This window comes from Microbacterium sp. bgisy207 (genome assembly GCF_057706855.1).
Genome location: NZ_JBYIPB010000001.1, coordinates 38,870 through 59,128 on the forward strand (window position 1 = coordinate 38,870; position 20,259 = coordinate 59,128).

The window sequence follows — 20,259 nt, forward strand, 5'->3', positions numbered from 1 at the left end:
AACGTGGACCCGTGGAGACGGCGCCGACGAAGGTGGATTCCGAGCGGCGTGGCCGGATCGGCATCCTGACCCTGCAACGTCCGCGTGCCCTGAACGCCCTCGACCTCGAGATGGTGCGGGATCTGACCGCCGCGCTGGATCGGTGGGACCGGGATGACCGCATCGACGCGGTTGTGCTCCGCGGCGCGGGTGATCGCGGGTTCTGCGCGGGGGGCGATGTCCGAGGACTGTACGACACCCTCACGGGCGAGCACCCGGAGCAGGTCGACACGTTCTTCCGCGCCGAGTACGCCCTCAACGCGCGCATCGCGGAGTATCGGCATCCGATCGTCGCGTTCGCGGACGGGATCACGATGGGCGGTGGCATCGGCCTCGCCGGGCACGCGTCGCACCGCGTGGTCACAGAGCGCTCGGTGCTCGCGATGCCCGAGACGCGGATCGGGTTCACGCCCGACGTCGGCGGATCGTGGCTCCTGGCTCGCACGCCTGGCCGCATCGGAGAGTACCTGGCGCTGACGGGCCAGTCGGTGGGGGCAGCCGACGCGATCGCGGCAGGCCTCGCCGATCACCACGTCCCGAGCGGTCGGCTCGACGGGCTGCTGTCGGACCTGGCCGGCGGCGTCGACCTCGAACGGGCAATAGGTGCGGTAGCCATCGATCCGGCTCCCGGGCGCCTGCACGTGGACCGCCCGTGGATCGATGTCGCGTTCGCGCAGCACACGGTCGCCGACATCGTCGATGCCCTCCGAGAGCGACCCGAGGATGCCGCACAGGACACCGCCGCCCAGCTGGAGTCGCTTCCTCCGACGGCGCTCGCGGTCACGCTGGAGGCCGTCCGGCGGGCGCGGGAGCTTCCCGACATCCGGTCAGCGCTGACGCAGGAGTTCGGCCTCGTCATGTGGTTCGCTATGACGCAGCCGGACCTCATCGAGGGAATCCGCGCGCAGCTGGTCGACAAGGATCGCTCGCCGCGCTGGAGTCCCGGGACGCGTGAGGAGCTCGACGATGACCTTCTCGACCAGGCTTTCGCGTTCACACCGCCCGTGCCGCTGGGGCTCTGACGGCGCGGCCACGTCGGCGGGGGAGCTTCAGTCGATCAGGCCGAACAGCTCCAGCGGATGCGTCAGCCTCCACCACGGCGAGGGCTGCTCGATCTCGCTCGTCAGTGCGGCCTCAACAGTCGTGGAACCGAGTGGACCGCTGAGAGTGAACGTTCCCGCGGGTGACCCGGCATCCCACTCGCCGACGGTGAGTGCGGCAGTGGAGCTGGACGCAGCCCCGTTCCAGAGCACGACGGTCGCGTCGGTTGCGGTACGGATCTCCGGTGCTGACCCCCACGCCGTCTGGATGGTTCCGACGACGGTTCCGGCGGGGACGACGTAGGGCGTTGTCAGCTCCGCCTCGAGCTGCGCGAGCAGGGATCGTGCCGCGCTGTCGCGCTCCTCATCCGTCGGCTGCGCGAGCACCGTGGCGTACATCCGCACCGTCGTGTCGCCGAGCATGACGTCCTTCGCGGTGGCCAGGTCGTCAACCTCGCGGCCGTTCACGAACAGGGTTCCCGTCTTGATCCCGACAACGCCCGGATCGGCCAGCAGATCATTCGTGTTCTCGACCTCGCCGGCGCCCGGGAGTGTGACGACGGGTGTCGCAACGATCTCGGCGATGACCGGGTTCGCCATGGCTTTGCGGCTGAGCGCGATGACTCCCGCGGGGGTGCCCACGTTGTCGGCGTCGATGCCCGTGGGTTCCACGACGGTGATGCCGCTGATGCCGTGGGTTCTGAGCCAGTCAGCGGCGGCGCTCTCGAAGACGGCGTCAGTGGGCCAGAACTGGTCGGCCAATCGCGACGCGTAGTTGTTCGCCGACCCGATCAGCATCCCCTGGAGCATCTGGTACTCGGTGAGCGATTCGCCGACCGGGACGTCGAGAGCTGATTCGCCGCGTGCTCGGTAGTTCCAGTACGTCGATCTGTCTCGCGAGCCGAAGGCGTACTCCGGGCCGCTCTCGCCGATCGCGAGAGGCTGTCGATCGAGCACCATGAGCGCCGTGACGAGCTTCGTGATGCTCGCGAGAGGCGCCTCCTCGCTCGTCGAGGCGATCGTGCCGTCGGGTGCCGTCGACTCGAACCCGTCGACGGCGACCGCTGCAGATCCTTCGGCAGGCCATGCCGGTGCGGCGAGAGAGGCGGTCATCGGCGCCACCTCGGCGGACTGCGCGGTCGGCATCACCGCGGTCAGTGGCCACAGCAGCGTGACCCCCGCGTATGCCGCGACGACGGCGAGGACGATGAGCGTCGGCCCGATGACGGTCCCGCGAAGCAGTGAGCGGCGCGGCATCCCCTCCAGCAGATCGCCGGGGTCCGAGTCGCTCACCGGTCGACGTGGGCCGGCGGGGCTCGCAGGCCGAGCCCACTGCAGGGCCGCGGTGTCCGAGCGCTGCACGGCGGCGCTCGCGGCCGCACCTGAGACCGCATCGGTGTCGGTCGGGCCGGGAGCGGTGGGCGCTTCCGTGTCAGTCATCCCGCCCAGGTTATCCGCACCGGACCCGTATAATCGGCATCACGTACCACGGGAGTCCGGTGTTCCGGGCTGAGAGGAAGCGAATCCACGCTTCGACCGTCGAACCTGATCTGGGTCATGCCAGCGCAGGAAGGAGAACAATGTCTGTTTCGTCGTCCCCCGCAACCACCAAGGCTCCGCGCAGCTTCCGTTGGCGGATCGTCGACATCGTCGTCGCCAGCGTCATCGGTGTCGCTTCCGGTCTGATCTTCCTGGCGTGGAATGTCGGCTATGTCGGACCGAGCACGCTGCTCGAACCGCTCCTGCCCGGGCTGCAGGGCCTGCTGGACGGACCGTGGCTGTTCGCCGGAGTCCTCGGGGCTCTCGTGATCCGAAAGCCCGGCGCCGCGATCTACACCGAACTGCTCGCCGCCGTCGTCTCGGCGCTCGTGGGCAACCAATGGGGAGGATTCCTGACCCTGGAAGCCGGCTTCGTTCAGGGGCTCGGCGCTGAGATCGTCTTCCTGATCTTCGCCTATCGGGTGTGGTCACTCCCGGTCGCGATCCTCGCGGGAGCCGGGGCGGCTCTTGCGGGCGGGATCAACAACCTGATCCTCTGGTTCGCCGGAGCCGACGTGACCTTCACGATCATCTACCTGATCAGCACCGTCATCTCCGGTGCCGTGATCGCCGGACTGCTGTCGTGGCTGCTGGTGCGAGCGCTCGCCGCGACGGGTGCCCTGGATGCGTTCCCCGCCGGGCGCGAGGTCCGGCAGCGCGTCTGACGTGACGTCGCAGCCTCCTCTCACCTCACCCGTCGCCGTTCACCTCTCCGGCTGGGGGTGGCGTCACGGAAGTCGACGCGCATGGGCTCTGCGCGATCTCGACCTGCGCATCGAACCCGGTGAACGCGTGCTGCTGCTCGGGGCGTCGGGGTCGGGAAAGTCCACGCTCGCACGAGGCATGGCCGGCGTGCTCGGCGGCGACGAGGGCGAGAGCGCAGGCTCGCTTCGGCTGGATGGCGCGCTGCCGACAGCCGCGCGCGGCCGCGCGGGCCTGGTGCTGCAGGACCCGGACTCACAGGTCGTGCTGGCCCGCGTCGGCGACGAGGTCGCCTTCGGTTGTGAGAACCTCGGTGTGCCTCGCGACGAGATCTGGGGGCGGGTGCGTGAAGCCCTCGAACTCGTCGGGCTGGATGTGCCGCTGACCCACTCCACGAGCGCGCTCTCAGGTGGGCAGAAGCAACGGCTCGCGCTCGCCGCGATCGTGGCGATGCGGCCGGGCCTGATCATCCTCGACGAACCGACCGCGAACCTCGACCCCGACGGTGTCTCGCAGGTGCGTGACGCCGTGGCCCGCGTCGTGAGCGCCACCGGTGCGACGCTCGTGGTCGTCGAGCACCGGGTGGCGGCCTGGGTGCCGCTGGCCGATCGGGTCATCGTGCTCGCCGAGGGTCGGGTCGTTGCCGATGGAGCTCCCGATGCGGTGCTGGAGGGCCGCGGCGACGAGCTCGCCGCGGCGGGCGTGTGGGTGCCGGGACACCGCCCCGCGTGGCCGCCGCGAGCTGCGCGAGCCCCCGGCGACGTGCTCATATCGGCGAGGGACCTCGCTGTCCAGCGCCGGCCCGGCCAGGTCGTCGCCGAGGTGACCGGGCTCGAGGTCCGGGCGGGGGCGGCCACCGCGATCACGGGGCCCAACGGCGCCGGCAAATCGACGTTGGGCCTCACGCTCGCGGGGCTGATTCCGCCGGCCCGGGGCACCGTGACCGCGTCCCCGGAGCTTGCGGCCGGCGAGCGGGGGCATCCCCATGAGTGGGCCTCCCGTGCTCTGCTGACGCGCCTGGGCATGGTGTTCCAGGACCCGGAGCACCAGCTGCTCGCGGGCACGGTGCGCGCAGAACTCGAGGTGGGACCGCGTGCCCTGGGTATCTCGGACTCCGAGATCGCGGCCCGCGTCGACGAGCTGCTGCATCGGCTGCGACTGGATCGCCTGGCCGACGCCAACCCGTACACGTTGTCGGGAGGCGAGAAGCGACGGCTCACCGTGGCGGCGGCGCTGGCTACCCGACCGAGAGTCCTCGTCCTGGACGAGCCGACCTTCGGGCAGGACGCGCGCACGTGGGCGGAGCTTGTCGCGCTGCTGGCGCGGGTGCGTGACGAGGGCTCCGCGGTCGTTGCCATCACGCACGACCTCGACGTCGCGACGGCGCTGGATGCGGAGCGCATCGTGCTGGGCGTAACGCCATGATCGGCATCCAGACCGCGGCGCCCTCGCGGATGGCGCGACGCAATCCCGTCGCGAAGCTGCTCGCGATCATGGCGCTCACCATCCCCCTCGTGCTGACGCTCGATGCCGTGTCGGCGGGTGTGGCTCTCGCGATCGAACTCGCCCTGTTCCCCGGTGCCGGGCTCGGGTGGCGCCAGTTCTGGCGACGCACGTGGATCGTGTGGCTGCTGGCCCCGCTGACGGGGCTCACCATCGCCCTCTACGGGCAGGAGAGCGGGCAGGTGTACGCGGAGTGGTTCGTCGTGCGCATCAGCGAGGGCTCGCTCGAGCTCGCCGTCGCCACGACGCTGCGCGTGCTTGCCATCGCGCTGCCCTCTGTCGTCTTGTTCGCCACTGTCGATCCGACGGACCTGGCAGACGGGCTCGCGCAGGTGCTGCGGGTACCCTCGCGCTTCGTTCTCGGCGCGCTCGCCGGGCTGCGGATGATCGGGCTGTTCATGGACGATTGGCGCGCCCTCGAACTCGCGCGCAGATCCCGTGGCGTCGCAGACCGAGGGCGCATCCGGCGATTCCTCGGGATGGCCTTTGCGCTGCTGGTCCTCTCCATCCGGCGCGGCACGAAGCTCGCGGTCGCGATGGAGGCGCGGGGCTTCGGGGCGCCGGTCGCGCGCACCTGGGCGCGGGAATCCCGGTTCGGCGGCGCCGACTGGATGCTGGTCCTGCTCGGTGCAGCCGTCGCGGCGGTGGCTGTGGGTGCAGCCGTCGTCACCGGCAGCTGGAACTTCATCCTCGGCCCGCGCTGAGGGGCGGGTCCGCCGCGTAGGGTGGGCGCGGGGAGGATCTGCTCGAAGGAGAGACGGATGAGAATCAGCGCAGCGGCGGCCCTTGTCACCGGTGGTGCGAGCGGCCTGGGTGCGGCGACGGCCGAGCGGCTCGCCGACGGCGGAGCGCTCGTCACGATTGTCGACCTGCCCGGTTCGCCCGGCGCGGACGTCGCGGCGCGTGTGGGGGGCACCTTCGTTCCGGCGGATGTCACTGACGCGCGACAGGTGCGAGACGCCGTGGCGACGGCCGCGGCGTCCGGTCCGCTGCGGGTCGTGGTGAACTGTGCGGGAATCGGTACCCCGGCCAAGGTGCTGGACCGGGACGGTGAGCCGGCGTCGATCGACCTCTTCGAGAGGATCGTGCGCGTGAATCTCGTCGGCACGTACACCGTCGTCGCCCATGCTGCCGCCGCGATGGCGCGAACCGATCCGGATGCCGAGTCCGGCGATCGGGGCGTGATCGTCAACACCGCCAGTGTCGCCGCCTTCGATGGTCAGATCGGGCAGCCGGGGTACGCCGCGAGCAAGGGCGGCGTGCACGCCATGACGCTCCCGATCGCGCGGGAGCTGGCCCGTCACGCCATCCGTGTCGCGACGATCGCGCCAGGCATCATGGAGACGCCCATGCTCGCGGGGTTGCCGCAGGCGGCACAGGATTCCCTCGGGCAGCAGGTCCCCTATCCGGCTCGTCTAGGGCGGCCCGAGGAGTACGCCGCACTCGTGATGGCCATCGTCGAAAACGGCTACCTCAACGGCGAGACCATTCGGCTCGACGGCGCGATCCGCATGGCACCGCGCTGAGCAGGCGGAGCGTCCGCGCCGAGCAGGACTAGCTCCGGTGTCTGCGTTCGCGGCGGCGTGAGTAGGCGGCGGCGCTGCGGCTGGAAAGAGCCAGAAGGATCAGCACATCGAGGCCGACCGCGAGGAGCGATGTCTGGAGGGTGATCTCCTGCTCGCGAAGGAACCAGGTCGTGAACGCCGTGGAGATCGAGATGACGGCGAAGACCATGACGGTCAGACGCGCCCAGTTGCGACCCCACCACAGTGAGAGCAGCACGCCCAGCTGCACGGCAAGGCTCACCGCCATCAGGGCCACGACGAGCCAGAGGGCGAACTGCTCTTCCTCAGCCGTGAGCATGTCGTCGCCCAGCGCGAGCTCGGCACTGTCCATGAGGTCCGGCCACTCAAGCCACAGCCCCGCGATCATGATCACGCCCGCGAGGACTCGCAGCAGGAGCAGCAAGGTTCCCGTCGTGATCGTGGCGGGTCGGCGCATGTGAGGGTCCCGGTTCAGGGGAGCGAACAGCGACGTCGGCGGTTCGAACGCCGCGCGCTTTCGCGGCGCGACCGGAGGCGCCTCGGTGGCCGTCGCCGCCGCGCTTGCTGCAACACGGCGCACCGCGGGCTCCGCACGGCGGTCCTCTACCGTGACTGCCCCGTCGGTCACCGCCATCGCCGCGGCAGGTCGGAGGTCGAGGATGGGGAGGTCTCCGTCGGTGCGGATCGAGTCGCCGCCGCCGTTGCGGGAGTGGTAGCTCGTCGAGAAGTCCTCGATGACCTCGACACGGATCGTCGGATCGGCGGCCAGGAGCGAACTGACGATGTGATCGCGTTCCACGTCGGTGTCTGCGTCGATGCGATGGGTGACCTGGAGCGTGAACAGCGAGAGCCCGACGGCGCTGTCGAAGGTGCCGGCCGCGAGCCACTCCACGCGGCGACCTCCGGGGAGCGGCCAGTCGTCAGGGCAGCGCCAGAACCGGACATGGTGGCGCTGCGCGGGGTTTCCGGCGACTTCCTGCTGGTACGCGAAGTCCTGCATCCGTCCGAACAGGAACAGCGGACTGACAGGTGCTTCGTGGTAGCTGCGGCGGCGCAGGGTCGAGGTCACGATCCGGATGGACGAGCGCAGCGTCACGGGGTCGGCCAGAGTCCAGCCCGCTTTTCGCATCGCCTCATGGATGGCGGCCTCATCGCCCATGAACGCGAGGTTGACCGGATCTCCGAGGAGACCGTCGCTGGTGCGCGTGCGCCCGATGAAGTAGCCGGGCACATAGATCGTCGTGAGGATGCGGTGGATGCGCGGCAGAACGAGATAGGCCAGCAGCACCCAGAACACGATCGCGCCGAGCAGTCCCCACCAGCCGACGCGGAAAGACTCGGTGAAGCTCAGATACGCCAGCCAGAGCGCCGCGATGCCGGCGAAGACGAAGAAGAACCAGTCCAGCGCCACTCCGATCGAGTAGCTGCGGCGCCGTTCGTCCGTCACGCCGCCACCCTACAACCGCCGGTCGAGCCGATGAGCGCGCCGCCGCGGTCGACATCCGACCGTGAGACTCCGTGTCGCCGGCGTTGGGACTGCGGATCCCGGCTCAGATCACGCAGAGTAGAGTGACGGGAGGTTTCGAAGGGGAACGCCGTCAGGCCGCACCCTCGTGTGGAGCAAGGAGGCCGAGATGAGCGAGTCCATCCTGGTCGAGGTCGAGGACGGCCTCGCGCACGTGACGCTGAACCGTCCGGCACGCTTGAACGCCGTCGACTTCGAGATGGGGCAGCGGTGGCGGGATATCGCCGTGCAACTGGCTGGTGACCCGACCGTGACGGCGATCCTGCTCGATGCCGCCGGACCCGCGTTCTGCGCCGGCGGCGATGTCGTCGCGATGTCGGAGGCCGACCCCGGTGATGGCTCGGCAGGTGACGCGGTGACCGCGATGGCCCGGACCATCCACGAGGGGATCCTCACCCTGGTGTGCTCGTCCACGCCCATCGTCGCGGCGGTGCAGGGCGCGGTAGCCGGAGGCGGGCTCGGGATCATGCTCTGCGCGGACTACATCGTCGCGTCTGACGCCGCGCGCTTCGTCAGCAAGTACGCCAACATCGGTCTCACGCCCGATCTCGGGGTCTCGACGCTGCTTCCCGCGGCGGTTGGCCAGCGCCGGGCGCTGACCCTGCTCCTGCAGGACCGCAGCCTCTCGGCGGACGAGGCGCTCGACTGGGGCCTCGTGAACGAGGTGGTTCCCGCCGCGGATGTGGCAGCCCGCGCCCGAGGTGTCGCCGAGTTCTGGCAGTCCGGGGCCGTTGCCGCGTTCGGAGAGGCGAAGCGGCTCGTGCGTCTGGGACCAGGCCGCGCGTTCGCGCAGAACCTCGAAGACGAGGCGCACACGATCGGCGAGCAGTTCGCGACGCACGAGGCACGCACTCGCATCGCCGCGTTCGTGGCGGCATCCCGCAGCCCGAAGCACGGTGCCGGCTCCCGAAAGGACGCAGAATGACCGAGAAGAAGCTCGCCGGAAAGACCGTCCTCCTGTCGGGTGGGAGCCGGGGGATCGGGCTCGCCATCGCCTTGCGCTGCGCCGCAGACGGGGCGAACGTCGCGATCCTCGCGAAGACCGACGCGCCGCACCCCAAGCTCGAGGGGACTGTGCACACGGCAGCGGAGGCGATTGAGGCTGCCGGCGGGCGGGCGCTTCCCCTCGTCGGAGACGTGCGCAACGACGACGACATCACCGAGGCCGTGCTGAAGACCCAGGGCGAGTTCGGCGGCATCGACGTCGTGGTCAACAACGCGAGCGTGATCGACCTGTCGGGATCGGTGGATCTTTCCGCCAAGAAGTACGACCTCATGCAGGACGTCAATACGCGCGGCACCTTCATGCTCTCGCGTGCGGCAGTTCCGATTCTGCGTGAGGCGCACAACCCTCACATCCTGTCGTTGTCCCCGCCGCTGAACCTGTCGCCGCGGTGGCTGGGTGGTCACACGGGCTACACGCTCGCGAAGTATGGGATGACGATGGCGACGCTCGGCATCGGAGCCGAGTTCGCCCGGGACGGGATCGCCGCGAACACGCTGTGGCCGCGCACGACGATCGCCACGGCTGCTGTGCAGTTCGCGCTCGGCGGTGACCAGATGATGAAGGCCAGTCGCACTCCGCAGATCTATGCGGATGCCGCCTACGAGGTGATCACGAAGCCCTCGCGGGAGTACACGGGCCAGACGCTGATCGTCGAGGATGTCCTGGAACAGGCCGGTGTCACAGACTTCTCTCGTTACGCGGCAGTTCCCGGAACCCCCGACGATCAGCTGTTCCCCGACATCTTTCTCGACTGATCGCCGACGTGGCAGTGACCGGTGTCAGTGTGTACTTCCGGTCAGCAGCAGGATGCCGCCCAGCACGATCATGAGCGAGCCGCCGACCGCCGAAAGTGTCGCCATGCGCCGCGGTGAGCGGCCGAACCACGCGCGGGCAGCGGCGGCGATCAGTGCCCAGGCGCCGTCGGAGACCAGCGCGATCGCGAAGAAGATGAGGCCGAGCTCGATCATCTGCAACGGCACGGCACCCGCGCCGACGTCGACGAACTGGGGGAGTACGGCGACGAAGAACGCGATCGTCTTCGGGTTGGTGACTCCGACGACGAAGCCCTCGGCCAGTTGGCGCCAGGGGGAGCTGGCCGCGGCGCCCTCGAGCGCGAGAGCCGCCGCCCGGCCCCGATGCCGGATCGCCTGGATCCCGAGGAAGACGAGGTAACCCGCCCCCGCGATCTTCACGATCGTGAACAGCACGACCGACTGGGCGATGAAGCCCCCGACGCCGATCGCGACGAGCGCGACGATCGGCAGCAGGCCGAGAGCGTTTCCCAGCACGCTGAGCAATCCGCCCATGCGTCCCAGCGCGAGACTGCGGCCGATCGTGAAGAGCACGCTGGGCCCTGGGATGACGATGAGAACGAGCGCCGCGAGGGTGAAAGCGAGCAGGTTCTCGAGGGGGACCACCACCACACGATAGTCGCCGGCGTCCCACGGATGACGACTCGGTCAGCGAAGCGGTTTGCGCAAGAACACTTGCTCGATGCCGCCATCGCCGGGTACGCGCTCGCTCTCGGCGTATCCCTGTCGCTGGTACAGGCGCAGGTTCGCCTCCGACAACGAACCGGTGAACAACTCGGCGACGGTGGCTCCCGCATCCATGCCCCGTCGTTCGACGGCATCCAGCAGCGCCGTGCCGATCCCCCCGCCCTGCTGGTCGGGAGCGATCGCGAGCCTGCCGATGAGCAGGAGCGATCCGTCCTGCCGAGCGCGCACGGCACCGACGATGCGGGATCCGCGCAGCGCGACGCAGCCGAGATTCTCTCCCAGCTCGGCCGTGATCTCGTCGAGGGTCTGCGTCAGCGGTGGCATGTGGGGAGTGCCGTAGATGAGCGCCTCCTGCACGAAAGCCGCGCGCTGAAGGGTGAGAACCTCGCCCGCGTCGTCGGGTGCGATCGGGCGGATGTCGAGGTCGTCGCGGGGCACGAGTTCACGGTAGCGGCCGGGGGTCGAGGGTGGGCAAGGGGTTGACGCTGCGCGCGAGACAGACCCGGGCCCGGGGGCGTCGGCTGTCAGCTCGCCTACTCTGGAGGCATGGCTCGCGCACTTCCTCCCACCTCATCCGGTGCGCCGCACGTGCGCCCGAAGACAGCGCCCGCGGATCCCGGTGCCCCGCGGGTGCGCCCGAAGACAGCGCCCGCGGCCTCCGGCGTACCGCAGGTGCGCCCGAAGACAGAAGGATGGCAGCAGAAGAAGGATGCCGAGGGCCGCCCGCTCCTGCAGTTCGCGAGCCCCAAGCGCGGCAAGCCTCCCGTGCACCTTGCCGACCTCACTCCCGAGCAGCGCGTCGAGAAGGCGAAGGAGCTCGGCCTGCCGGGCTTTCGCGCGGGGCAGATCGAGCGCCACTACTTCACCCGATGGACGAGCGACCCCGCCGAGATGACCGATCTGCCGGCGGCAGGTCGAGACGAGCTCGTCTCGGGGCTGCTGCCGCCCCTGCTGACCGAAGTGCGGCGCCTGGACACCGACAAGGGGGACACGATCAAGTTCCTCTGGAAGCTGCACGACGGTGCGCTCGTGGAGTCCGTGCTGATGCGATACCCGGGCCGCATCACGCTCTGCGTGTCCAGCCAGGCAGGATGCGGTATGAATTGCCCGTTCTGCGCCACCGGCCAGGCGGGACTGACCCGCAACATGTCGGCGGCCGAGATCGTGGATCAGGTCGTGCGCGCCAACCAGGTCATCGCCCGCGGTGAACTGGGCGGCAAGCGACGCACCGATCTCTCTCTGGAGCGCGTGTCGAACATCGTCTTCATGGGGATGGGTGAGCCCCTCGCCAACTACGCGCGCGTCATGCAGGCGGTGCGGGTGATGACGGACAAGAAGCACGGCATGGGAATGAGTGCCCGGGGCATCACCGTGTCCACGGTCGGCCTCGTCCCCGCCATCACCAAGCTCGCGGCAGAGGACATCCCCGTCACCTTCGCTCTTTCGCTGCACGCGCCCGACGATGAACTGCGCGACGAGCTCATCCCCGTGAACTCCCGCTGGAAGGTCGACGAGGCGCTCGACGCGGCGCGGGGCTACTTCGAACGGACCGGGCGCCGGGTCTCGATCGAATACGCCCTCATCAAGGACATGAACGATCACGCGTGGCGGGCGGACCTTCTCGCGCAGAAGCTCAACGAACGCGGACGCGGGTGGGTGCACGTCAACCCGATTCCCCTCAATCCGACGCCCGGTTCGATCTGGACGGCATCCGAGGTGGCTGTGCAGAACGAGTTCGTCCGCCGCCTGAACGCGGCAGGCATTCCCACCACCCTCCGCGATACCCGCGGCAGTGAGATCGACGGTGCCTGCGGTCAGCTGGTCGCGACCGAGGACGACGAGGCAGCCGCCGCGCAGGCGTAGACCGGTCAGGATCCGGGGTACGCGTCCACCGCGTCGGCGCGGGGGAGCACAGCTGTGCGCGATGGCGCATCGAACACGCGGACGAGCCGGTCGTGCCCGAATGCCGGCCACCCGGGGTTCCCGTCGCGGATCATGCGCATCCACGCATCGTGCATGTCGTCGGCGAGCGACTGCGGAGCCGCCTCGCCGGCGAGCGCTTGACTGTCGTCACCGTCGAGGCCGTCGAACACGAAGCCGAGTTCGACGGCGTGCGCGGCGCGGAGGTCTCGCACGGGGCTCGACCATGCGAACTCGTACACGAATGTGGGCGCGCTGCGGCGAGATGCCGCCTGCACCATCGGCACGCGCAGCATGGCGTCGGTGAGGGCCTGGCCCAGCCGCTCGCCCTCGTTCTGGTCCGGAAAGAGGCGCCGGTAGGCGCGGGCAGCTGCGCGGGGCACCCGCAGGGCGAGGCGGGCGAGCCGGGCCTGCCAGGTCGTGATCGTCGCGAGGGAGGCGGGACTGAACCACAGGCGGTACTCGTCGGTGTTGGTTCCGATCACCAGCGGCACGTCGACGGACGTCAGCGCATCGCGCGGCGCTCGGGGAAGGCTCGCGTCATCTCGCGCGAGGACGAATCCCGGGGCGCCCCGCAGCGGCGAGCTCCCCGCAGCCTGCGCTGCGCGGGCGGCGAGGAGCTCGGCGGGCGGTACTGCCGCGAACGCGTCACGGGTGGCGGAGATACCGAGTCGCTTCGCGATCGCCCGGGTGACGCGCCCGGCGCGCTCGGGCTCAGCGGCGGTGAGGGGACCGGACTGGACGATCCCCCCGGCGATGAGTGGCCGGGTGTCGTCGCGACACAGGAGCGCGGCGGCCAGTGCTCCACCCGCGGACTCGCCCATCACGGTGATGCGGTCAGGATCGCCCCCGAACGCGGCGATCTCGGCGTGCGTCCACCGCAGGGCGGCTGCCACATCCTCCAGGCCGAGATTTCGGGGGGCATCCTCGAGCACGGAGAATCCCTCGGAGCCGAGCCGGTAGTTGACCGACACGAACACGACGTCGTCACGGGCGAAGGTCGTGCCGTCGTATCCTTCGAGCGCGGATCCGCCGCGCTCGAAGGCGCCGCCGTGGATCCACACGACCACGGGGAGTGCGCGGGCATCCTCTGGCGACCACACGTTGAGGGTCAGGATGTCCTGGGCGCGGCCATCGGCGACAAGACTCGGGAGGAGCTCGCCGATCGGCCCGCGATAGGGATCCTGCGGTGCGGGCGGGCCGAACGTCTCTGCGTCGCGGACCCCCTCCCAGGCGGTCACGGGCTGCGGCAGGTGGAACCGGCGCGGACCGAAGGGCGGCTGGGCGTACGGCACCCCGGCGAAGCGACGGATGCCGTCCGTCGTCGTACCGCGCAGCCTGCCCGTGCCGACCGTGACCTCGCATGCCTCCGTGCCCACGGGAATCAGCCTACGGCGAGAGCCTCGACATGGATCTGCGCGCCCGTGCCACGCGACGGGAGCTAGCGTGGAGCAATGGTCAACTATCGCTACCTCGGCAACAGCGGCTTCAAGGTCACGGAGATCACCTACGGAAACTGGATCACCCACGGGTCCCAGGTCGAGAACGACGCCGCGATCGCCACCGTCCACCGCGCACTGGATCTCGGCATCACGAGCTTCGACACCGCAGACGTGTACGCCAACACGGTCGCCGAAGAGGTCCTGGGCGAGGCGCTGAAGGGTCAGCGTCGGGAGTCCCTGGAGATCTTCACGAAGGTGTACTGGCCCATCGGGCCCGCCGGCGCCAACGACTCCGGGCTCTCGCGCAAGCACATCATGGACGGCATCAACGGGTCGCTCCGCCGACTCGGTACCGACTACGTCGACCTCTACCAAGCCCACCGGTACGACTACGAGACGCCGTTGGAGGAGACGATGCAGGCCTTCGCCGACGTCGTACGCCACGGCAAGGCGCTCTACATCGGCGTCAGCGAGTGGACGGCCGAGCAGTTGCGCGCCGGGCACGAGCTGGCCACCGAGCTGGGCATCCAGCTCGTCTCGAACCAGCCGCAGTACTCCGCCCTGTGGCGGGTCATCGAGGGGAAGGTGATCCCGACCTCTCACGAGCTCGGGATTTCGCAGATCGTCTGGTCGCCGATGGCGCAGGGAGTGCTCAGCGGCAAGTACCGTCCCGGCCAGCCGGCGCCTGCCGGTTCCCGGGCGACGGATGAGAAGAGCGGCGCCGGGTTCATCAAGCGCTTCATGACCGATGACGTCCTCGAGGCCGTGCAGAAGCTGCATCCGATCGCCGAGCAGGCCGGGCTCACTCTGCCGCAGCTCGCGATCGCGTGGGTGCTGCAGAACCCCAATGTCTCGGCAGCCCTCGTCGGAGCATCGCGACCGGAGCAGCTCGAGGACACCGTCAAGGCTTCGGGTGTGGTGCTGGATGCCGACACCATGGCAGCCATCGACCAGGCCCTGGGCTCGGTCGCCGTGACCGACCCGGCACTGACCGAGGAGTCCTCGCCGAAGACCCGCTCGTAGTCCCGGCTCAGGGGAAGGCGAGGACCTCGTCACCCCAGCCTGCACGCAGCTCCAGATCGAGGTCGGCGACCACACGGTCCTCGGCCTCGATCACGAGCGTCGCCCGACCGTTCCTGTCGAACGGGGGCCACGCCACGCCGCCGTCGGCGTTCGGAGCCTCCCCTCTGGCGAATGCGGTCCAGCGCTGTTGCATCCGGGCTGAGATCCGTTCGGCCTCGTGGCGACCGCCCAGCCGGAAGGTGAGGTCGTGCGCGCGGCGCCCGAACGTCCCCCACACGTACGGGAGCTCGGTCGCGTGCGTCGCGCCGATCCGCAGGAGGTGCAGCATGGGAGTCGCGTGGTCGAACCGGTACAGCCACACCGGCGCGGCGTCCGAGTGGCCTTCGGCGGCCCACAGGGTCGGCATCCGAAATCCGATGTCGCGCGCGATGCCCAGCCCGACGGCGTGGTGACGAACTCCCTCGTAGGCCGTGAGTACCTGCGCCATCGACGGCAGGTCGACCCCCGGTCGCTCGGTCCCGAGCTCGGCGAGCATCTGCTCGATCTGCTCCTCCCGGATCGGCATGAGGGGCGATTTCATCATCCGGAACAGCGAAGCCTCGTCCTTGTTGGTGCCGATCAGCAGCGGTACCGGCAGCCCGCGACCCTCGGCCAGGACCGTCGCGGGAGCCTCGGGGAGGAGCTCGCCGTCGATGACAGGACCGAACGCGATGGTACCCGGATGCTGCGCGGGCACCTGAGCGAACACCGTCATACCCGCCTCGACGATCGCGTCGGCCGGCAGGGATCGCAGCGTCGCGGCATCCGTTTGCCCCACGGCCGCGAGGAACAGTTCCGTGACGCTCGCGGCCCGCGCCGCGTCGTACACACTCGAGACCGGCGAGGATTCCGCGATCGCCCGCGAGAACAGGCCCTCCGCGCTGGGGACTGCCAGAAGCGTGGTGACCAGTCCCGCGCCGGCGGACTCGCCGAAGACGGTGACCCGCTCCGGGTCGCCTCCGAACGCGGCGATGTTGCGCTGCACCCAGCGCAGCGCGAGCAGCACGTCCTTGAGAGCCAGGTTGCCGTCGAACGGATGGTCCGGGCCGGACACGCTCGACAGGTCGAGGAACCCGAGGGCTCCGATCCGGTAGTTGATCGTCACCACCACGACGCCGTGCGCGGCAAGAGATTCGCCGTCGTAGACGGGCTGGCTGCTGGAGCCGAAGGTATATGCGCCGCCATGCAACCACACCATGACCGGCGCCGGACTGTCGGCATCCGCTGCGCTCCAGATGTTGAGGAACAGGCAGTCCTCCGACATCTGGGGATCGGGTCCGAGATCCATGGCGGGGTTCGCCTTCTGCGGCGCAATCGCGCCGAACCGGGTGGCCTCGACCACCGTGTCGGCGGGCGCTGGTGGGGCAGCGACCGGGTCCCGCCATCGCGCATCGCCCGTGGGGGCCTGCGCGTACCGGATGCCGCGCCAGACCCGCATCCGGTCGTTCAGTGCTTCGCCGGCGAAGCGCCCCGCGGGCGCTGCAGCAACGGTCGTCTCTTCCATCGGTCTCTCCCGGGCCGGTCAGAACCGCCGCGGCGGCACGGCGTCGCGACACAGCGTAGACGGTCGAGGTGGACACCCCAGGGCTCGCGGCATCGGACCATGCGCGCCGGAGCCCCGCCTGACACAATCGGGGCATGCCGGTATGGCTCGCTGTTCTTCTGCTCACGGTCGCCTTCGCCATGCTCTCGGCATGGGTCAGCAGACGGCTCCTTGACGCGCAGATCGGGTGGATCCGAGCGCTCGTGACCTCCGCGGTCGTCTTTCTCGGGTCGCTTCCGCTGACCGGCTGGGTGTTCGAGCAGACCGACGTCATCGACGGGGACCGGGTGCTCGTCGACAGCCCGATCGTGCTCGCGTTCGTCGCTCTCGTTCTGGGCTGGATCTTCGCCGTGGTCGTGATCGTGTTGGTCACGCTGGAGTTCCTGTGGCCCAGTCGCCCCCTCGGGAATCCCGTCACGATGGTGCGCGACGCGTTCCGGCGGCGCGATCGCGCGCGGCGTTATGCGCAGATCGTTGCGATCGCCTCCCGTCACGGTCTCGGGATGTACCGCGGCCGCTCGCATGCAGCGCGCGACGCGCTTCCGCAGGCGCTGGTCGCAGCCCTCGCCGAGGCGGGCGTCACATTCGTGAAGCTCGGACAGGTGCTGTCCACCCGGGAGGATGTGCTGCCCCGGGATCTCATCGATGCGCTGGCCACGCTGCAGATGGACTCCACGCCGATCCCGTGGTCGGATGCCGAGGCGGCGATCCGTGCGGAGCTGGGGCGACCGATCGCCGACGTCTTCGCGTCGATCGAGCCGGAGCCCCTGGCTGCCGCATCCGTTGCCCAGGTGCACGCGGCGACCCTCGTCTCGGGCGAGCGCGTCGTCGTGAAGATCCAGCGTCCGTCGGCGCGCGCACAGGTCACCACGGATCTCGACATACTCGAGCGCCTGGCGCGCGATGCCGAGCGGCGCACCGACTGGGCAGCCGACTACGGCGCAGTGGCTCTGGTCACCGAGTTCTCTCGTGCGCTGACCGAGGAGCTGGACTACCGCGTCGAGGTGGCAAACGCTGAGATGCTGCGCGGGGCCATCGCGAAGACTCACGCGATGCCGCTGCGCATCCCCGAGACGTTCCGAGAGTTGTGCACGCAGCGGATGATCGTCCAGGAGCGCATCGACGGCCTGCCCTTCGGCAAGCTCCCCCCGGGAGCGCTCGAGCCCGGCGACGCTCGTGCGCTTGCCGACGGCGTACTCGACGCCGTGTTCGAGCAGATCGCGGTGCGCGGGGTGTTCCACGCCGACCTTCACCCGGGGAACCTGATTCTGTGCGACGACGGGGCTGTCGCGCTCATCGACTTCGGTGCTGTGGGCGTGCTGGAGGCGAGCATGCGGCGGCTCCTTGTGCCGCTGCTGACCGCGATCGCCGCCGACGACGACCGGGCCGCGACCGATATCGTGCTCCTGCTGTGCGAGCCCGATCCGAGCGGCGTCGATCAGGCAGCTCTCCAGCGGGACATCGGCGCCATCATCACGCGTGTTCGCAACGCGCCCGCCGGTGAGGATGTCTTCCGGCTCCTTCTGGACACCTTGCGCCATCACCGGCTGGCGCTGCCGCCGTCGCTGCTCCTGGTGTTCCGGACGCTCGGTTCGCTCGAAGGAAGCCTTCGTCGGGTCGCGCCGGGCTACGACATGGTCGGTCAGGCGCTCACGCGCGCACCGCACTTCGCTCGCAGCATGCTGTCGCTGCGGACCGCTGCCCTGTCGGCGCAGACGCAGCTCGCGCTCGCGCTGGAACAGGTACGCCGTGTGCCGCGTCGCATCGAGAACATCTCGCGCTCGCTCGAGGCAGGCACCTTCTCGGTGCGCCTGCGCTCGTTCGAGGGAACGGGGGAGCGGCGGTGGATCGAGGGACTGCTGGGTCAGGTGACGAGCACGATCGTCGGGGTCACGCTGTTGGCGACCGGAATCGCCCTCGCGATCTCATCCGGCGGTCCGCCGCTGACCGACGATGTGCCGCTGTTCCCGTTCCTGGGCAGCGTCGTGGGCCTCGGCGGTCTCCTGCTGCTGGTGCGCAGTTTGCGCACAGCTCTGCGCCGTCGCGGCGGTGACAGTTCGTGGTCACCCTGAGTGCGGGCCTGCTGGCCTATCGCCGCCTCTCGTCGTCGGACCATCCCCCGACGTCGTTCGAGGTCTTGATCGCCCATATGGGTGGGCCGTTCTGGCAGCGCAAGGATGCGGGAGCGTGGACGATCCCCAAGGGAGAGTTCGACCCCGCGGTGGAGTCTGCGCTCGAGGCCGCGCGGCGGGAGTTCCGCGAGGAACTCGGTGTGGAGCCTCCCGCCGGCGAGCCGATCGAGCTCGGATCCTTCCCCGCTGCCCGCAAGGTCATCACCGTCTACGCGGTCGACGGCTCCGCCCTCGATCTCTCCGATCTCGTGTTCGGTGAGTTCGAGCTCGAGTGGCCGCCGGGGTCGGGTCGGCGCGCGCGTTTTCCGGAGGTCGATCGCATCGCCTGGCTGCCGCCGGCTGCCGCCGCCGAGAAGCTCACCGCCTCACAGCGGCCCGTGCTCACGGCGTTGGCTGCCGTGCTCGGTGGTCGCGCGGTCGGGTGAGCGGTGGGGTCAGTTCCGCATCCGAGTAGACACCTACCCGATCGCCGACCAGTATGAACTGCAGCTCGGTGCCCTCGCCGAAGCGTTCGAGCGCCTCTGCGGGGGCATCCGCAGCGAGCGGTACCGCGACGATCGCGGGGAACGTTCCCGTACCGCAGCCGGAGTACAGGTTCCCCGAGAAGGACTCTGGGTCCTGATCGCGCTGATCGGTCGTGAAGATCACGAGGCACTCACCGCCTGGGCCATACGTGCTGTTGAGAACCCTCGTCACGGTGAACCCGGCGAACCGGTAGCCGGCGGACTGCTGCGAGGGATCCCCGAAGAACGGCGGCGCCTCGACAGACGGGTCGGGCTCCAGTGCGGCGACCTGTCGTGCGCCGGTCTGGTCGGAGATCACCGGAATCGATGCAAGCGCCCAGGTGACGGATGCCGCGAGCGTCGCGGCGGCGGCGATCGACACGATCCAGAGGGCTCGCGCGAGCGGCGGCGTCCGCGTCAGAGGCGACGACACCGCCCGCTCTGGACGCCCGGGGTCGGCCGCAGAGTCGATTTCCGATGGCTCATCCGCTGGCCGGGCCGGCGCGGCCTGCCCGGCCAGGTCGGTCTGCGCTGACGGCGTCGACACGGGCGCAGGCGGTGCCCCGTCCGCGACATCCGGTTCCTGCTCGCGTCGCGCGTCCGCCTCGAGCTGTTGGAGCCGCTCGTACGCCGCGGGATCGCTGAGGATGTCCGCGTCCGGGCCGTACGCCCGGGCCCGGAGCGCACGCAGTTCAGCCTCGGCCTCCGCATTCATCGCTTCATCGTTGCACGGCACAGTCCGGACATCCGGTGTGACGAGTCCTCTTGTCGCCGGCCCCCGCACGGATCAGACTGGCTGCGTCGCGCGGCCCGCGACGCAGCGCTCACGGAGGAGGACGCCATGGCTCACGGAGACATCACCCACATCGATATTCCGGTTGCGGACATGAAGGCCGCGACGCAGTTCTACGAACGGCTCTTCGGCTGGCAGATTCGGGAGCTCCCCGGATTCGAGGGCTACCCCATGTGGCAGGCACCCAACCAGATCAGTGGCGGCGGACTCGCCCCGCGGAGCGAGGGGTTCACGCAGCCGCGATCGTACGTCGAGGTCGACTCGATCGACGAGACTCTGGCGGCCGCGACGGATGCCGGCGGCTCGATCCTGCTCCCCAAACAGCCGATCGACGACGCGAGCTGGTGGGCGGTGATCACGGACCCCGAAGGAAACGTGATCGGCCTGTACGAGGGCGCGCCGGGCGCGACCGAGGGCTAGCGCCTTCGTCACCCGTTGCGTCCTCTTTGTATACGCAAGAGCCGAGA

Annotated in this window: 19 protein-coding genes and 1 riboswitch; of the genes, 12 read left to right on the plus strand and 7 right to left on the minus strand. The window is 69.6% G+C overall.

Annotated features, from left to right (window positions below; all coding sequences use genetic code 11):
- Positions 1–11: 11 nt before the first annotated feature.
- On the plus strand, positions 12–1,061 hold the full coding sequence (locus AC3ENO_RS00205; protein WP_434968615.1) for an enoyl-CoA hydratase/isomerase family protein: 1,050 nt from the start codon (positions 12–14) through the stop codon (positions 1,059–1,061).
- A 27-nt stretch (positions 1,062–1,088) separates the two neighbouring features.
- On the opposite strand, the gene AC3ENO_RS00210 is transcribed toward AC3ENO_RS00205, so the two are convergent.
- Positions 1,089–2,519 carry a D-alanyl-D-alanine carboxypeptidase family protein gene (locus tag AC3ENO_RS00210; RefSeq protein WP_434968616.1) on the minus strand — a complete coding sequence of 477 codons (1,431 nt, stop codon included), beginning with the start codon at positions 2,517–2,519 and terminating at the stop codon, positions 1,089–1,091.
- A 38-nt stretch (positions 2,520–2,557) separates the two neighbouring features.
- Positions 2,558–2,668: riboswitch (TPP riboswitch) on the plus strand.
- On the opposite strand from AC3ENO_RS00210, the gene AC3ENO_RS00215 reads away from it, so the two are divergent.
- The 4 genes from AC3ENO_RS00215 (at position 2,660) to AC3ENO_RS00230 (ending at position 6,349) form a co-directional block, all read left to right on the plus strand.
- Entirely contained in the window at positions 2,660–3,283 is a 624-nt protein-coding gene (locus tag AC3ENO_RS00215; protein WP_434968617.1) for an ECF transporter S component, read from the plus strand. Its footprint overlaps the riboswitch before it by 9 nt.
- Positions 3,243–4,745 carry an ABC transporter ATP-binding protein gene (locus AC3ENO_RS00220; protein WP_434968618.1) on the plus strand — a complete coding sequence of 501 codons (1,503 nt, stop codon included), beginning with the start codon at positions 3,243–3,245 and terminating at the stop codon, positions 4,743–4,745. Before AC3ENO_RS00215 ends, AC3ENO_RS00220 begins: the two co-directional genes overlap by 41 nt.
- Positions 4,742–5,527, plus strand: a complete 786-nt coding sequence (locus AC3ENO_RS00225; protein WP_434968619.1) for an energy-coupling factor transporter transmembrane component T family protein — start codon at positions 4,742–4,744, stop codon at positions 5,525–5,527. The genes AC3ENO_RS00220 and AC3ENO_RS00225 overlap by 4 nt, the downstream gene beginning before the upstream one ends.
- Before the next feature lie 57 nt (positions 5,528–5,584).
- A complete protein-coding gene (locus tag AC3ENO_RS00230) occupies positions 5,585–6,349 on the plus strand; it encodes an SDR family NAD(P)-dependent oxidoreductase (protein WP_434968620.1) in 765 nt (254 codons plus the stop codon).
- Between the two features lie 28 nt (positions 6,350–6,377).
- Here AC3ENO_RS00230 and AC3ENO_RS00235 read toward each other — a convergent pair whose 3' ends face one another.
- Positions 6,378–7,814: an LssY C-terminal domain-containing protein gene (locus AC3ENO_RS00235; protein ID WP_434968621.1), complete on the minus strand. Its 1,437-nt coding sequence runs from the start codon at positions 7,812–7,814 to the stop codon at positions 6,378–6,380.
- A 187-nt stretch (positions 7,815–8,001) separates the two neighbouring features.
- On the opposite strand from AC3ENO_RS00235, the gene AC3ENO_RS00240 reads away from it, so the two are divergent.
- Positions 8,002–8,817, plus strand: coding sequence for an enoyl-CoA hydratase/isomerase family protein (locus tag AC3ENO_RS00240; protein ID WP_434968622.1), 816 nt, complete (start codon positions 8,002–8,004; stop codon positions 8,815–8,817).
- A complete protein-coding gene (locus AC3ENO_RS00245) occupies positions 8,814–9,653 on the plus strand; it encodes an SDR family oxidoreductase (RefSeq protein ID WP_434968623.1) in 840 nt (279 codons plus the stop codon). Before AC3ENO_RS00240 ends, AC3ENO_RS00245 begins: the two co-directional genes overlap by 4 nt.
- A gap of 24 nt (positions 9,654–9,677) precedes the next feature.
- Here AC3ENO_RS00245 and AC3ENO_RS00250 read toward each other — a convergent pair whose 3' ends face one another.
- Together AC3ENO_RS00250 and AC3ENO_RS00255 are read right to left on the minus strand one after the other, a co-directional pair.
- A complete protein-coding gene (locus tag AC3ENO_RS00250) occupies positions 9,678–10,316 on the minus strand; it encodes a LysE family translocator (RefSeq protein ID WP_434968624.1) in 639 nt (212 codons plus the stop codon).
- A gap of 42 nt (positions 10,317–10,358) precedes the next feature.
- Complete coding sequence (locus AC3ENO_RS00255) at positions 10,359–10,835, minus strand: GNAT family N-acetyltransferase (protein ID WP_434968625.1); 477 nt, start codon at positions 10,833–10,835, stop codon at positions 10,359–10,361.
- Between the two features lie 108 nt (positions 10,836–10,943).
- On the opposite strand from AC3ENO_RS00255, the gene rlmN reads away from it, so the two are divergent.
- Positions 10,944–12,260, plus strand: coding sequence for a dual-specificity RNA methyltransferase RlmN (gene rlmN, locus AC3ENO_RS00260; protein WP_434968626.1), 1,317 nt, complete (start codon positions 10,944–10,946; stop codon positions 12,258–12,260).
- 5 nt (positions 12,261–12,265) lie between these two features.
- Here rlmN and AC3ENO_RS00265 read toward each other — a convergent pair whose 3' ends face one another.
- Complete coding sequence (locus tag AC3ENO_RS00265; protein ID WP_434968627.1) at positions 12,266–13,696, minus strand: carboxylesterase/lipase family protein; 1,431 nt, start codon at positions 13,694–13,696, stop codon at positions 12,266–12,268.
- A 75-nt stretch (positions 13,697–13,771) separates the two neighbouring features.
- Between AC3ENO_RS00265 and AC3ENO_RS00270 the strand changes: the two genes are divergently transcribed.
- Complete coding sequence (locus AC3ENO_RS00270) at positions 13,772–14,782, plus strand: aldo/keto reductase family protein (RefSeq protein WP_434968628.1); 1,011 nt, start codon at positions 13,772–13,774, stop codon at positions 14,780–14,782.
- Between the two features lie 7 nt (positions 14,783–14,789).
- Here AC3ENO_RS00270 and AC3ENO_RS00275 read toward each other — a convergent pair whose 3' ends face one another.
- On the minus strand, positions 14,790–16,325 hold the full coding sequence (locus AC3ENO_RS00275; RefSeq protein WP_434968629.1) for a carboxylesterase/lipase family protein: 1,536 nt from the start codon (positions 16,323–16,325) through the stop codon (positions 14,790–14,792).
- A 134-nt stretch (positions 16,326–16,459) separates the two neighbouring features.
- Between AC3ENO_RS00275 and AC3ENO_RS00280 the strand changes: the two genes are divergently transcribed.
- Both AC3ENO_RS00280 and AC3ENO_RS00285 read left to right on the plus strand, forming a co-directional pair.
- Positions 16,460–18,436: an ABC1 kinase family protein gene (locus AC3ENO_RS00280; protein WP_434968630.1), complete on the plus strand. Its 1,977-nt coding sequence runs from the start codon at positions 16,460–16,462 to the stop codon at positions 18,434–18,436.
- Positions 18,424–18,921, plus strand: a complete 498-nt coding sequence (locus AC3ENO_RS00285; protein ID WP_434968631.1) for an NUDIX hydrolase — start codon at positions 18,424–18,426, stop codon at positions 18,919–18,921. The genes AC3ENO_RS00280 and AC3ENO_RS00285 overlap by 13 nt, the downstream gene beginning before the upstream one ends.
- Here the strand turns inward: AC3ENO_RS00285 and AC3ENO_RS00290 are convergent.
- Positions 18,878–19,714 (minus strand): hypothetical protein, encoded by an 837-nt coding sequence (locus AC3ENO_RS00290; protein WP_434968632.1) that lies wholly within the window; start codon positions 19,712–19,714, stop codon positions 18,878–18,880. The two genes, AC3ENO_RS00285 and AC3ENO_RS00290, sit on opposite strands and share 44 nt — an antisense overlap.
- 126 nt (positions 19,715–19,840) lie before the next feature.
- Here AC3ENO_RS00290 and AC3ENO_RS00295 point away from each other — a divergent pair, with 126 nt between their 5' ends.
- A complete protein-coding gene (locus AC3ENO_RS00295; protein WP_434968633.1) occupies positions 19,841–20,212 on the plus strand; it encodes a VOC family protein in 372 nt (123 codons plus the stop codon).
- Positions 20,213–20,259: the final 47 nt, after the last annotated feature.